We start from the raw sequence: 12,774 nt of genomic DNA on the forward strand, positions 1-12,774 counted from the left end.
ATTCCTTAAGTGCTTACTTCTTCCCGGCGATCGACTTGCGCGGGCCCTTACGGGTACGTGCATTCGTGCGGGTGCGCTGACCACGCGCGGGCAAGCCCTTGCGATGGCGCAGACCACGGTAGCAACCGAGGTCCATCAGACGCTTGATGTTCATCGTAATCTCACGACGGAGGTCACCCTCTACCGTGAACTTGCCGACTTCCTCACGCAGCTTGTCCATCTCCGCATCCGTCAAGTCCTTGATCTTGCGATCAGAAGGAACAGCGGCGGCGACGCAGATAGCCTTAGCGCGAGTCTGTCCGATCCCGTAAATGGCCTGCAGGCCAATGACGGTATGCTGATGATTGGGAATGTTTACCCCAGCAATACGGGCCATGATTCTCGTTACCCCAGATGTAAAAAGTTGCGGATTCTAGCACCAAGGCTAGCCGACGACAACTAACGCGGCTTAACCTTGACGTTGCTTGTGCCGCGGATCAGTGCAGATCACACGCACAACACGGTTGCGGCGGATGATTTTGCAGTTACGGCAGATTTTTTTGACCGAAGCTTGAACACGCATCGCTCTATCCTTTCAATGAAAAACCGCGTCACTTCGCGCGGAAGACGATTCGGGCACGGGACAAATCGTAAGGGGTCAACTCCACTGTGACTTTGTCACCAGGCAGGATGCGGATGTAGTGCATACGCATCTTGCCGGAGATATGTCCCAGTACCACGTGCCCATTTTCCAGCTTCACGCGAAACGTCGCGTTGGGAAGGTTCTCGAGAACCTCCCCTTGCATCTGAATTACGTCTTCCTTCGACATGACGAGTTCGGATTATCTAAGGGTTAGTCAAAGTGCTTGATCAGCCAGCCTTGAAGTTTGCCTTCTTCAGCAAACTCTCGTACTGGTGCGACAGCAAGTAGGACTGAACCTGTGCCATGAAATCCATGGTTACCACGACCACGATCAGGAGAGACGTACCACCAAAGTAGAACGGAAGGTTCCACTGCAGCAGCAAGAATTCCGGGATCAAGCAGACGGTCGTGATATAGATCGCACCGATCAGCGTCAAACGCAGAATGACTCGTTCGATATACTTTGCAGTTTGTTCACCCGGGCGGATGCCAGGAATGAACGCACCACTCTTCTTCAGGTTATCTGCCGTTTCCTTGGGGTTGAACACCAAGGCGGTATAGAAGTAGCAGAAGAAGATGATTGCCGCTGCGTACAGCAGCACGTACACAGGCTGGCCGGGATGCAGCATGTCGCCAAACCGCTTCAGCCACGAGAAATTGTCCGAATTACCCGTCCACGACAGAACCGTGGCGGGGAACAGGATGATGCTCGAAGCGAAGATCGGCGGAATGACGCCGGCCATATTCAGTTTCAGCGGCAGGTGGGTGCTCTGGCCCTGCATCACGCGGTTGCCGACCTGGCGTTTCGCGTAATTGACAAGAACCTTGCGCTGGCCGCGTTCTACGAACACGACACCGGCAATCACCAGTACCACACCAGCAGCCAGTGCAAGCACCAGCAGAATGGGCAAAGCACCTTGGCTGGTCAGCTCAAGGGTCTTGCCGATGGATGCCGGAATACCTGCAGCGATACCCGAGAAAATCAGGATCGAAATACCATTGCCCAGGCCACGCTCGGTGATCTGCTCACCCAGCCACATCAAGAACATCGTCCCGGTCACCAGGGTCACGACGGTGGTGAAGTAGAACTCCACCTGCCCCGTCATCACCAGGTTAGGGGTCCGGAACAACATCACGGCGATCCCGAAACTCTGGAACGTCGCCAGTATCACCGTCGCATAGCGGGTGTACTGCGTGATCTTGCGCCGACCGGCCTCACCTTCCTTCTTCAGCTCTTTCAGTGCTGGCAGCACTTCGGAACCGAGTTGCAGGATGATGGAGGACGAGATGTACGGCATGATGCCGATGGCAAACACAGTAAATCGCGACAACGCACCGCCGGAGAACATGTTGAACATGTTCAGGAGGCCCGCCCCGCTCTTCGTGGTATCGAAGAGATGGGCGAGCTCCACCGGGTTGATGCCCGGCACCGGGATATGCGCGCCAATGCGATAAACGATCAAGGCACCAATCAGGAACCAGATACGCTTTTTCAGATCCGCAAACTTGCTTGCGGTACTGGCCATCGCGGGATTTGCCACGTATATCGCCTTATCTCAGACTTTATTCGGCAATGCTGCCGCCAGCGGCTTCCAGAGCGGCACGGGCACCGGCAGTCGCCAGTACACCACGCAGCTTGACAGCCTTTTCCACCGCACCAGCCAGGATCAGCTTGACGGCCTTGGCACCATGGGGCACCAGACCGGCTTGCTTCAGCACCAGGATGTCGGCTTCTTCCACCGGCAGGCGGCTCAGGTCACCAGTGCGGACTTCAGCCGTCAGACCCTTGGTCAGCGACTTGAAGCCACGCTTGGGCAGGCGACGTTGCAGCGGCATTTGACCGCCTTCGAAGCCAACCTTGTGGAAACCACCCGAGCGCGACTTCTGACCCTTGTGGCCACGACCACAGGTCTTGCCCAGGCCAGAACCGATGCCACGGCCAACACGCTTGGAAGCGTGCTTGGCGCCCTCTGCGGGCTTGATCGTATTCAGTTCCATTTAGCCCTCGCTTTTCAGCAGATAGCTGATCTTGTTGATCATGCCGCGGTTTTCCGGGGTATCCAGCACTTCAACCGTGTGGTTGATGCGACGCAGACCCAGGCCACGCGCACAAGCCTTGTGCGCTTCCAGACGGCCGATCAGGCTCTTCACCAGCGTTACTTTGATCTTGTTAGCCATTTGCTTCGGCTCCCAGGACGTCCTCGATGCTCTTGCCGCGCTTTGCAGCGACTTCGGCCGGAGTGCGCAGCTTGGACAGACCGTCCAGGGTAGCGCGAACGAGGTTGTAAGGATTGGTGGAACCGTGGCACTTGGCCGAAATGTTGGTCACGCCCATCACTTCGAACACAGCGCGCATCGGGCCACCGGCCTTGATACCAGTACCTTCGGCAGCGGGCTGCATGAACACGGTGGTGGCGCCATGCTTGCCGACCACTGCGTGTTGCACGGTACCGTTCTTCAAGCTGATCTTCACCAGCTTGCGACGGGCTTCTTCCATTGCCTTCTGCACGGCCACGGGCACTTCCTTGGACTTGCCCTTGCCCATGCCGATACGGCCATCACCGTCGCCAACCACGGTCAGCGCGGCGAAACCCATGATCCGGCCACCCTTCACCACTTTCGTGACGCGGTTGACGCTGATCATCTTCTCCCGCAAGCCGTCGCCGCGATCTTCGATTTCAGACTTAGCCATGATTACTCCTTAGAATTCGAGGCCGGCTTCACGAGCGGCGTCGGCCAGAGCCTTGACGCGACCGTGGTAATGGAAGCCCGAGCGGTCAAAGGCAACGGCAGTGATGCCAGCAGCCTTCGCCTTTTCGGCGATGCGCTTACCAACAACTGCGGCAGCGGCGATATTGCCCCCGTTGGCGATATCCTTGCGGATTTCAACTTCCAGGGTCGACGCGCTGGCCAGCACCTTGCCACCGGTCTCATCGATGACCTGGGCGTAGATATGGCTGTTGGTACGATGCACCGAGAGGCGCACCACCTTCAGGCCGGCGATACGGGCACGGGTTTTGCGGGCCCTGCGCAAGCGAGTTTGGTTCTTGTCCATGATTTCAGCCTCGATTACTTCTTCTTGGTTTCTTTCAGGACCACCACTTCGTCGCTATAGCGAACGCCCTTGCCCTTATAGGGTTCCGGCGCGCGGTAAGCGCGAATTTCGGCGGCAACCTGACCAACCTGCTGCTTGTCCACACCCTTGAGGATGATCTCGGTCTGCGACGGGGTTTCCACCTTCACACCAGCCGGCATCTTGTGTGCGACAGGGTGGGAGAAGCCCAGCGTCAGGTTCAGAGTTTCACCTTGAGCTTGGGCACGGTAACCCACGCCCACCAGGTTGAGCTTGCGCTCGAAACCCTTGGAGACGCCGGTCACCATGTTGTTCAGCAGGGCGCGCAACGTGCCGGACATGGCGCGTGCGTGCTTGCTTTCGTCAACGGCCTTGAAAGTCAAGGCGTTGTTTTCGATCGCGATCTCAACCGCGCTGTCCAGAGGACGCGAGGCAGTGCCCAGAGGGCCCTTCACGACGATCTCGCCAGCGGCCATCTTGACTTCGACGCCAGCCGGCAGGGCGATGGGGTTCTTAGCTACGCGGGACATAGTTCAGCTCCTTACGCCACGACGCACAGCAGCTCGCCGCCAATACCTTGGGCGCGTGCTTTGCGGTCGGTCATCACACCCATGGAGGTGGAGACGATGGCGATGCCCAGGCCGTTCATGACCTTGGGAATGTCGTTCACGCCCTTGTAGATACGCAGACCAGGCTTCGAAACGCGGTCGATGCGCTCGATAACCGGACGACCGGCGTAGTACTTCAGCTCGATGTCGAGCTGGGGCTTCTTCTCGTCGCCGGTGATGGCGAAGTTTTCGATATAACCTTCATCCTTCAGCACGGCGGCGATGGCCACCTTCAGCTTGGACGAGGGCATCGTTACCGACGGCTTATCCGCACGCTGGGCGTTACGGATGCGGGTCAGCATATCGGCGATGGGATCATGCATGCTCATTCGTGATCTCCTTACCAGCTGGCCTTGACGACACCCGGGATCTCGCCACGCATGGCGATTTCACGGAGCTTGTTACGGCCGAGGCCGAACTTGCGGAAGACGCCACGCGGACGGCCGGTAACCGAACAACGGTTACGCAGACGGGTCGGGTTGGCGTTGCGCGGCAGGGCCTGGAGTTTCAGGCGGGCGGCGAAGCGCTCTTCGTCGCTCAGGTTCTGGTCATTGATGATTGCCAGCAGCTGTTCGCGCTTGGCGGCAAACTTCGCCACCAGCTTTTCGCGCTTGTCTTGACGGTTGATCAAAGCGAGTTTAGCCATGGCAAACCTCAGTTCTTAAACGGGAACTTGAACGCGGCGAGCAGCGCACGGGCTTCTTCGTCGGTCTTGGCGGTGGTGGTGATCGTGATGTTCATGCCACGCAGCGCGTCGATCTTGTCGTATTCAATTTCCGGGAAAATGATCTGTTCCTTGACGCCCATGTTGTAGTTGCCACGGCCATCGAAGGACTTGCCGGACACACCGCGGAAGTCGCGAATACGCGGCATGGCGATGGTGACCAGACGATCCAGGAATTCATACATGCGATCGCGACGCAGGGTAACCTTGCAGCCGACCGGGTAGTTGTCACGGATCTTAAAGCCGGCGATCGACTTCTTCGACAGGGTGACAACAGGCTTTTGACCAGCAATCTTGGTCAGGTCGCCAACGGCGTGTTCCATGACCTTTTTGTCGGCCACAGCTTCACCCACGCCCATGTTGATGGTGATCTTTTCGATCCGCGGCACTTCCATGATCGACTTGTAGCCGAACTTTTCGGTGAGCTGCGGAACAACGGTTTCTTTGTAGAAATCTTGCAAACGAGCCATGTTCTACCCCTTAGCCCCCGACCACTTCGCCGTTCGACTTGAACACGCGAACCTTTTTGCCGTCTTCGAGCAGCTTGAAGCCAACACGGTCGGCCTTCTGGGTCGCCTTGTTGAAGATGGCCACATTGGAAACCTGGATGGGCATCGTCTTCTCGACTACGCCGCCAGCAACACCGCGAACCGGGTTCGGCTTCTGGTGCTTCTTGGCAACATTGATGCCTTCAACGATAACCTTGTCACCAACCAGAACACGCAGCACGGTACCGCGCTTGCCCTTGTCCTTGCCGGTGATAACGACGACTTCGTCGCCTTTACGAATCTTGTTCATGCGCGGACCCCTTACAGCACTTCTGGCGCGAGCGAGACAATCTTCATGAAACGCTCGGTACGCAGTTCACGCGTAACGGGTCCGAAGATACGGGTGCCAATCGGCTCAAGCTTGTTGTTGAGCAGCACGGCAGCGTTGCCATCAAACTTGATGAGCTGACCATCGGCGCGACGAACGCCCTTGGCGGTGCGAACGACGACGGCGTTGTAGACGTCACCCTTCTTCACGCGACCACGGGGAGCGGCGTCCTTGATGCTCACCTTGATGATGTCGCCCACAGAGGCGTAGCGACGCTTGGAGCCACCGAGCACCTTGATGCACATAACAGAACGCGCACCGGTGTTGTCAGCAACATCCAGCATGGATTGCATTTGAATCATGTAAATAAACCTCCAACTTAACCCGTCAATTCCGCCGGCGTACCCGGCAGCGCCGCAGTAAACCACGGCACAACGGCCAGTTTTGGATCCCGATAGGGAGAAACCCCTTCACCAGGGCGCAACAGAACGCCGCACACCGACGAAGGATAAACAGCAGGGCATTCTACAAGAAGTAGAATGCCCTGACAAGCGAAACGAGAAAAAAGTGATTTAAATCACTGATTAAACGTTACGTGCTTTTTCCACGAGGCCGGTAACAATCCAGGACTTGGTCTTGGACAGCGGACGGGTTTCCTCGATCGTCACCACGTCGCCTTCGCCATAGGCGTTGGTTTCGTCGTGAGCGTGGTACTTCTTGGACAGACGGATGATCTTGCCGTAGAGCGGGTGCTTCACTTTACGCTCGACCAGCACGGTCACGGTCTTGTCCATCTTGTTGCTGACCACACGGCCGGTCAGCGAACGCTTCAGTTTGGTCTCGGTCATTTACGCCACCTTCTGAGCCAGGATGGTGCGAACGCGCGCGATATCGCGGCGAACGCGCTTCAGTTCGCTGGTCTTGGCAAGCTGCTGGGTAGCCAGCTGCATGCGCAGGCCGAACTGGGCCTTCAGGAGCGAGGTGAGCTCGGTCTTGAGCTCATCGACCGACTTGCTATTCAGTTCAGTCGTCTTCATCTCACTGCCCCACATGTCGGGTTACGAAAGTCGTCGCGATCGGCAGTTTGGCAGCGGCCAGACGGAAGGCTTCGCGGGCGAGGGTCTCGTCCACACCGTCCATCTCGTACAGCACCTTGCCAGGCTGGATTTCAGCGACGTAGTACTCCGGGCTACCCTTACCGTTACCCATCCGGACTTCGGCGGGCTTGGAAGAGATCGGCTTGTCCGGGAATACACGGATCCACACACGACCGCCACGCTTGATGTGACGGGTCATAGCGCGACGAGCGGCTTCAATCTGGCGAGCGGTCAGACGACCACGGCCGATGGCCTTCAGGCCCCACTCACCGAAGCTAACCTTGTTACCGCGGGTAGCAACGCCGGTGTTACGGCCCTTCTGCTGTTTGCGGTACTTGAGTCTAGTTGGCTGCAGCATTACGAGGTCCCTTTCGCGGCTTGCGTTCGGCTTGTTCCGGCTGGGCCACGACTTCCTGGCCCGGCTTCACTTCACCCTTGTACACCCACACCTTGATACCGATGATGCCGTAGGTGGTCTTGGCTTCGGAGGTCGCGTAGTCGATATCGGCGCGCAGGGTGTGCAGGGGCACACGGCCTTCGCGGTACCATTCGGTACGGGCGATTTCGATACCATTCAGACGGCCCGACGACATGATCTTGATGCCCTGGGCACCCAGACGCATGGCGTTTTGCATGGCACGCTTCATGGCGCGACGGAACATCACGCGCTTTTCCAGCTGCGCAGCGATGGAGTCGGCGATCACCTGAGCATCGGTTTCCGGCTTGCGGATCTCTTCGATGTTGATGTGCACGGGCACACCCATCAGCTTGACGAGATCGCGCTTCAGGATTTCGATGTCTTCACCCTTCTTGCCGATCACAACACCCGGACGGGCGCTGTGAATGGTGATGCGGGCGTTCTTGGCGGGGCGCTCGATAACGATGCGACCAACCGAGGCGTGCGACAACTTTTTCTTCAGGAACTCGCGCACCTTGATGTCTTCGGCGAGCATGGCCGGGAAGTTTTTGCTAGTCGCATACCACTTCGAGGCCCAGTTCTTGTTGACGGCTAGACGAAAGCCAGTCGGATGAATTTTCTGTCCCATATCGTCCTCATTCGCCCACGGTAAGGGTGATGTGGCAGGTCTGCTTCTCGATGCGGTTGCCGCGGCCCTTGGCACGAGCAGCAAAACGCTTCAGGGAAGGTCCCTTGTCCACAAAAATGGTCGTCACCTTGAGAGCGTCGATGTCGGCGCCGTCGTTGTGTTCGGCATTAGCAATCGCCGACAGCAACAACTTCTTGATGATGACCGCGCCCTTCTTGGGGCTGAAGGTCAGAATGTTGATGGCGTGCTCAACCGGCTTGCCGCGCACCAGGTCAGCGACCAGGCGAGCTTTCTGAGCCGACAGGCGTGCGCCAGTCAAAATAGCGGAAGTTTGCATGGCAGCACCTTACTTCTTGGCTTTTTTGTCGGCAGCGTGACCCTTGAACGTACGGGTCAGCGAGAATTCGCCCAGCTTGTGACCGACCATGTTCTCGTTGATGTAAACGGGAACATGTTGCTTACCGTTGTGCACCGCGATGGTCAGACCGACAAAGTCGGGCAGCACGGTGGAACGACGGGACCAGGTCTTTACCGGGCGCTTGTCGTTGGTAGCGCGCACTGCTTCAATTTTCTTGAGCAGGTGGGCGTCGACAAACGGGCCTTTCTTAACGGAACGAGCCATGTCTAATTACCCCTTATTCGAATACCGGCGGCGCACGATCATGTTGTCGGTACGCTTGTTGTTGCGGGTACGGTAACCCTTAGTCGGGGTACCCCACGGGCTAACCGGCACACGGCCTTCGCCAGTACGGCCTTCACCGCCACCATGCGGGTGATCGATCGGGTTCATCGCCGTACCGCGAACGGTCGGGCGGATACCACGCCAGCGGTTTGCGCCAGCCTTACCGATCTTGCGCAGGTTGTGCTCTTCGTTGCCCACCTCACCAATGGTGGCGCGGCAATCGACGTGCACCTTGCGGATTTCGCCGGAACGCAGACGCAGCTGAGCGTAAGCGCCTTCGCGAGCCAACAGCTGAACCGAGGCACCGGCCGAACGTGCGATCTGCGCGCCCTTGCCAGGTTGCATCTCGATGCAGTGAATGGTGCTACCCACCGGAATGTTGCGCAGCGGCAGGGTGTTGCCCACCTTGATCGGGGCTTCCGAACCACTCACCACCTGAGCGCCGACCGACAGGCCGCGCGGGGCGATGATGTAACGACGCTCACCATCGGCGTAGCACAGCAGCGCGATGTGGGCGGTACGGTTCGGATCGTATTCCAGACGCTCAACGGTGGCGGTGATGCCATCCTTGTTGCGACGGAAGTCGATCATGCGGTAGTGCTGCTTGTGACCGCCGCCATGATGGCGAACGGTAACCACACCACGGTTGTTACGACCGGCGTTCTTGCTCTTGCTCTCAACCAGGGCGGCAAAGGGCTTACCCTTGTGCAGCTCGGGGCTGACAACCTTAACGACCGCGCGGCGACCGGGGGAAGTCGGTTTTACTTTTACCAGCATCGTCGTTCTCCTTACTGCGCAGCCTGCAGGTCAATCTCTTGACCGGGCTTCAGGGCAACGTAGGCCTTCTTCCAGCCCTTGCGCCAGCCAGTGCTACGACCAAAGCGCTTTTGCTTCGGCTTCACATTGGTGACCTGGACGGATTCGACCTGCACTTTGAACAGCAGCTCAACCGCAGCCTTGATTTCAGGCTTGGTGGCGTCGCTGGCTACGCGGAAAACAACTTGCTCGTTCTTCTCGGCAACCAGGGTGCTCTTTTCAGAGATCACCGGGGCCAGCAGAACTTGCAGCAGACGGTCTTCATTCAGCTGAGTCATGCCAGGATCTCCTCGATTTGCTTGAGCGCCTCGCGGGTCACCAGCACCTTCTTGAAGCGGACCAGGCTGACCGGGTCGGCTTGCGACGGTTCCAGGACCAGGACGTTCGGCAGGTTGCGCGAAGCCAGGTACAGGTTTTCGTCGAGGTTGTCGGTGACGATGAGGGTGCGCTCGTTCAGACCCATGGCAGCCAGCTTGGCGGCAAAGGCCTTGGTCTTCGGGGTTTCGGCCGTGAAGGCATCCACCACCACCAGACGGTCTTCACGGACCAGTTGCGACAGGATGGTCGCAACGCCAGCGCGGTACATCTTGCGATTTACCTTCTGGGTGAAGTTCTCGTCAGGCGAGCTCGGGAAGATCTTGCCACCACCACGCCACAGCGGGCTGGAAGCCATACCGGCACGAGCACGGCCCGTACCCTTTTGGCGCCACGGCTTGCGGGTGGACTTGGCCACATCGCTACGGCCCTTTTGGGCGCGGTTGCCGCTACGGGCGTTGGCGAGGTAGGCGGTAACAACCTGGTGAACCAGGGCTTCGTTGTAATCGCGACCGAACAGTGCGTCGGAAGCGGTCACGCTAGCGGCAGCCTGGCCACTTGCATTGATGACTTTCAGTTCCATTACGCACCTGCCTTCACGCTGGGACGCACGACCACGTCGTTGCCCTTGGAGCCGGGAACGGCACCCTTGACGAGCAACAGACCACGTTCGGCATCAACACGGACCACTTCCAGGTTCTGCACGGTACGCTTGACGTTACCGTACTGACCGGCCATGCGCTTACCCGGGAAAACACGACCCGGATCCTGCGCCATACCGATCGAACCAGGAGCATTGTGCGACACGGAGTTACCGTGCGAAGCGCGCTGCGAACTGAAGTTGTGACGCTTGATCGGACCGGAGAAGCCCTTACCCTGGGAGGTACCGGTCACATCGACCAGCTGACCCACGGTGAAGATCTCAACGGTGATCTGGCTGCCGGGCTGGAACTTGGCCAGCTCGTCAGCCGTCAGCGCGAACTCGTGCAGACCACGACCAGCCTCGACACCCGCCTTAGCGAAGTGACCGGCTTCAGCCTTGTTCACACGGTTTGCGCGACGTTCGCCGAAGGTGACTTGCACGGCGGCATAGCCATCTACTTCCGGCGTCTTGATTTGCGCGACGCGGTTAGCCGACAGATCCAGCACGGTCACCGGGATGGAAGCACCATCCTCGACGAACACGCGGGTCATACCGACCTTGCGTCCGATAAGTCCTAAGCTCATCGTTCTTTCCTTTTAAAAGGGCCAGCTACGATTGGCCGGCGATCATTCGCAAGCCGCGCAGGGCGGCCTGCATCGAACGAAACTACCCGTTCCGGAAACGAAAACGGGCTCGCTTATACAGCGAGCCCGCGATCTTATCGCAACTTCTTGACTTAATGCAAGAAATTATTGCAGCTTGATCTCGACGTCGACGCCAGCCGGCAGGTCCAGCTTCATCAGCGCGTCCACAGTCTTGTCGGTCGGATCGACGATATCCATCAGACGCAGGTGGGTACGGATCTCGAGCTGGTCGCGCGAGGTCTTGTTCACGTGCGGCGAACGGAGCACATCGAAGCGCTCGATCTTGGTCGGCAGGGGAACCGGGCCCTTGACCACAGCGCCAGTGCGCTTGGCGGTGTCGACGATTTCCTGGGCGGAACGGTCGATCAGCGCGTAGTCATAAGCCTTGAGGCGGATACGAATCTTTTGGTTAGCCATGGTATTTCCTAAAGAGCGAGGCAGCCTTGCGGCCACCGGTTTGCAATAAAGAACGAAAGGCGGGTGAGCCTAGCGACCCACCCGCCTGGTCCAGCCAATTACTCGATGATCTTGGCCACAACGCCGGCGCCAACGGTACGGCCACCTTCGCGGATGGCGAAGCGCAGACCTTGTTCCATGGCGATCGGGGCGATCAGGGCAACAACCACTTCAACGTTGTCGCCAGGCATCACCATTTCGGTGCCAGCCGGCAGCTCAACCGCACCGGTCACGTCGGTGGTACGGAAGTAGAACTGCGGACGGTAGCCGTTGAAGAACGGGGTGTGACGACCACCTTCGTCCTTGGACAGCACGTACACCGAACCCGAGAACTTGGTGTGCGGGGTGATCGAACCCGGCTTGGCCAGCACTTGGCCACGCTCGACGTCTTCACGCTTGGTACCACGCAGCAGCGCGCCGATGTTGTCACCAGCCTGACCTTGGTCCAGCAGCTTGCGGAACATTTCCACGCCGGTACAGGTGGTCTTCACGGTCGGCTTGATACCGACGATTTCGATTTCTTCACCAACCTTGATGATGCCGCGCTCAACACGACCGGTCACCACGGTACCGCGACCCGAGATCGAGAACACGTCTTCCACCGGCATCAGGAAGGCGCCGTCAATGGCACGTTCCGGGGTGGGGATGTAGCTGTCCAGGGCTGCAGCCAGGGCGAAAATGGCGGGTTCGCCGATTTCCGACTGGTCGCCTTCCAGGGCCTTCAGCGCCGAACCCTTGATGATGGGCAGGTCGTCGCCAGGGAATTCGTACTTGCTCAGCAGTTCACGGACTTCCATTTCGACCAGCTCGAGCAGCTCGGCGTCGTCGACCATGTCGGCCTTGTTCATGAACACGATGATGTAAGGCACGCCAACCTGACGGGCCAGCAGGATGTGCTCGCGGGTCTGCGGCATCGGGCCGTCAGCGGAGGACACAACCAGGATCGCGCCGTCCATCTGGGCAGCACCGGTGATCATGTTCTTCACGTAGTCGGCGTGACCCGGGCAGTCAACGTGAGCGTAGTGACGGTTTTCGGTCTCGTACTCAACGTGCGCGGTGTTGATGGTAATACCGCGGGCCTTTTCTTCCGGCGCGCTGTCGATCTGGTCGTAGCCCTTGGCTTCGCCACCGAACTTCTTCGACAGAATGGTGGTGATCGCGGCGGTCAGCGTGGTCTTACCGTGGTCAACGTGACCGATGGTGCCAACGTTTACGTGCGGTTTGGTCCGCTC

26 protein-coding genes are annotated in these 12,774 nt (G+C 58.6%); all 26 read right to left on the reverse strand.

Going from position 1 to position 12,774, the window contains the following annotated elements; translation table 11 throughout:
* Window positions 1-13 precede the first annotated feature (13 nt).
* Window positions 14-376, reverse strand: coding sequence for a 30S ribosomal protein S13 (gene rpsM / locus VIM95_RS01700; RefSeq protein WP_331982197.1), 363 nt, complete (start codon window positions 374-376; stop codon window positions 14-16).
* 72 nt (window positions 377-448) lie between these two features.
* Complete coding sequence (rpmJ, locus tag VIM95_RS01705; protein WP_018748524.1) at window positions 449-562, reverse strand: 50S ribosomal protein L36; 114 nt, start codon at window positions 560-562, stop codon at window positions 449-451.
* 28 nt (window positions 563-590) lie between these two features.
* Window positions 591-809, reverse strand: coding sequence for a translation initiation factor IF-1 (gene infA / locus VIM95_RS01710; RefSeq protein ID WP_005674242.1), 219 nt, complete (start codon window positions 807-809; stop codon window positions 591-593).
* A gap of 40 nt (window positions 810-849) precedes the next feature.
* On the reverse strand, window positions 850-2,148 hold the full coding sequence (secY, locus tag VIM95_RS01715) for a preprotein translocase subunit SecY (RefSeq protein ID WP_349258172.1): 1,299 nt from the start codon (window positions 2,146-2,148) through the stop codon (window positions 850-852).
* Between the two features lie 37 nt (window positions 2,149-2,185).
* Window positions 2,186-2,620: a 50S ribosomal protein L15 gene (gene rplO, locus VIM95_RS01720; protein ID WP_331982231.1), complete on the reverse strand. Its 435-nt coding sequence runs from the start codon at window positions 2,618-2,620 to the stop codon at window positions 2,186-2,188.
* On the reverse strand, window positions 2,621-2,800 hold the full coding sequence (gene rpmD, locus VIM95_RS01725) for a 50S ribosomal protein L30 (protein ID WP_331982234.1): 180 nt from the start codon (window positions 2,798-2,800) through the stop codon (window positions 2,621-2,623). It abuts the gene before it with no gap.
* Window positions 2,793-3,314 carry a 30S ribosomal protein S5 gene (rpsE, locus tag VIM95_RS01730; RefSeq protein ID WP_331982237.1) on the reverse strand — a complete coding sequence of 174 codons (522 nt, stop codon included), beginning with the start codon at window positions 3,312-3,314 and terminating at the stop codon, window positions 2,793-2,795. The genes rpmD and rpsE overlap by 8 nt, the downstream gene beginning before the upstream one ends.
* A 9-nt stretch (window positions 3,315-3,323) precedes the next feature.
* Complete coding sequence (rplR, locus tag VIM95_RS01735; RefSeq protein ID WP_331982240.1) at window positions 3,324-3,677, reverse strand: 50S ribosomal protein L18; 354 nt, start codon at window positions 3,675-3,677, stop codon at window positions 3,324-3,326.
* Between the two features lie 14 nt (window positions 3,678-3,691).
* Entirely contained in the window at window positions 3,692-4,225 is a 534-nt protein-coding gene (rplF, locus tag VIM95_RS01740) for a 50S ribosomal protein L6 (RefSeq protein ID WP_331982243.1), read from the reverse strand.
* Between the two features lie 11 nt (window positions 4,226-4,236).
* Window positions 4,237-4,632 (reverse strand): 30S ribosomal protein S8, encoded by a 396-nt coding sequence (rpsH, locus tag VIM95_RS01745; RefSeq protein ID WP_331982246.1) that lies wholly within the window; start codon window positions 4,630-4,632, stop codon window positions 4,237-4,239.
* Between the two features lie 11 nt (window positions 4,633-4,643).
* The gene (gene rpsN / locus VIM95_RS01750; protein WP_331982249.1) at window positions 4,644-4,949 is read right to left on the reverse strand and encodes a 30S ribosomal protein S14; all 306 of its coding nucleotides are present in this window, start codon (window positions 4,947-4,949) and stop codon (window positions 4,644-4,646) included.
* A gap of 8 nt (window positions 4,950-4,957) precedes the next feature.
* Entirely contained in the window at window positions 4,958-5,497 is a 540-nt protein-coding gene (gene rplE / locus VIM95_RS01755) for a 50S ribosomal protein L5 (protein ID WP_331982252.1), read from the reverse strand.
* A 10-nt stretch (window positions 5,498-5,507) separates the two neighbouring features.
* The gene (gene rplX / locus VIM95_RS01760; protein ID WP_331982255.1) at window positions 5,508-5,825 is read right to left on the reverse strand and encodes a 50S ribosomal protein L24; all 318 of its coding nucleotides are present in this window, start codon (window positions 5,823-5,825) and stop codon (window positions 5,508-5,510) included.
* Between the two features lie 11 nt (window positions 5,826-5,836).
* Window positions 5,837-6,205 carry a 50S ribosomal protein L14 gene (rplN, locus tag VIM95_RS01765; protein ID WP_072428322.1) on the reverse strand — a complete coding sequence of 123 codons (369 nt, stop codon included), beginning with the start codon at window positions 6,203-6,205 and terminating at the stop codon, window positions 5,837-5,839.
* Window positions 6,206-6,427: 222 nt separating this feature from the next.
* On the reverse strand, window positions 6,428-6,691 hold the full coding sequence (gene rpsQ / locus VIM95_RS01770; RefSeq protein ID WP_331982260.1) for a 30S ribosomal protein S17: 264 nt from the start codon (window positions 6,689-6,691) through the stop codon (window positions 6,428-6,430).
* Entirely contained in the window at window positions 6,692-6,880 is a 189-nt protein-coding gene (gene rpmC, locus VIM95_RS01775; protein WP_331982263.1) for a 50S ribosomal protein L29, read from the reverse strand. It abuts the gene before it with no gap.
* A gap of 1 nt (window position 6,881) precedes the next feature.
* Window positions 6,882-7,298, reverse strand: a complete 417-nt coding sequence (gene rplP / locus VIM95_RS01780) for a 50S ribosomal protein L16 (RefSeq protein WP_072428324.1) — start codon at window positions 7,296-7,298, stop codon at window positions 6,882-6,884.
* Window positions 7,282-7,986 carry a 30S ribosomal protein S3 gene (gene rpsC / locus VIM95_RS01785; RefSeq protein WP_331982267.1) on the reverse strand — a complete coding sequence of 235 codons (705 nt, stop codon included), beginning with the start codon at window positions 7,984-7,986 and terminating at the stop codon, window positions 7,282-7,284. Before rpsC ends, rplP begins: the two co-directional genes overlap by 17 nt.
* A gap of 7 nt (window positions 7,987-7,993) precedes the next feature.
* Window positions 7,994-8,323, reverse strand: a complete 330-nt coding sequence (gene rplV / locus VIM95_RS01790) for a 50S ribosomal protein L22 (protein ID WP_331982270.1) — start codon at window positions 8,321-8,323, stop codon at window positions 7,994-7,996.
* A 9-nt stretch (window positions 8,324-8,332) separates the two neighbouring features.
* Window positions 8,333-8,608: a 30S ribosomal protein S19 gene (gene rpsS / locus VIM95_RS01795; protein WP_028446086.1), complete on the reverse strand. Its 276-nt coding sequence runs from the start codon at window positions 8,606-8,608 to the stop codon at window positions 8,333-8,335.
* 6 nt (window positions 8,609-8,614) lie between these two features.
* Entirely contained in the window at window positions 8,615-9,445 is an 831-nt protein-coding gene (gene rplB, locus VIM95_RS01800; protein ID WP_331982276.1) for a 50S ribosomal protein L2, read from the reverse strand.
* An 11-nt stretch (window positions 9,446-9,456) separates the two neighbouring features.
* Window positions 9,457-9,753: a 50S ribosomal protein L23 gene (gene rplW / locus VIM95_RS01805; protein ID WP_349258173.1), complete on the reverse strand. Its 297-nt coding sequence runs from the start codon at window positions 9,751-9,753 to the stop codon at window positions 9,457-9,459.
* A gap of 5 nt (window positions 9,754-9,758) precedes the next feature.
* Window positions 9,759-10,382 carry a 50S ribosomal protein L4 gene (gene rplD, locus VIM95_RS01810; protein ID WP_331982282.1) on the reverse strand — a complete coding sequence of 208 codons (624 nt, stop codon included), beginning with the start codon at window positions 10,380-10,382 and terminating at the stop codon, window positions 9,759-9,761.
* Complete coding sequence (rplC, locus tag VIM95_RS01815) at window positions 10,382-11,026, reverse strand: 50S ribosomal protein L3 (RefSeq protein WP_331982285.1); 645 nt, start codon at window positions 11,024-11,026, stop codon at window positions 10,382-10,384. The genes rplD and rplC overlap by 1 nt, the downstream gene beginning before the upstream one ends.
* Window positions 11,027-11,191: 165 nt before the next feature.
* Complete coding sequence (rpsJ, locus tag VIM95_RS01820; RefSeq protein WP_072428332.1) at window positions 11,192-11,503, reverse strand: 30S ribosomal protein S10; 312 nt, start codon at window positions 11,501-11,503, stop codon at window positions 11,192-11,194.
* Window positions 11,504-11,601: 98 nt separating this feature from the next.
* The coding region (gene tuf / locus VIM95_RS01825) for an elongation factor Tu (RefSeq protein ID WP_331982290.1) at window positions 11,602-12,774 on the reverse strand (1,173 nt) is incomplete at its 5' end.

The sequence above is a fragment of the Chitinimonas sp. genome (genome assembly GCF_036568685.1).
Taxonomy (GTDB): Bacteria; Pseudomonadota; Gammaproteobacteria; order Burkholderiales; family Chitinimonadaceae; genus Chitinimonas.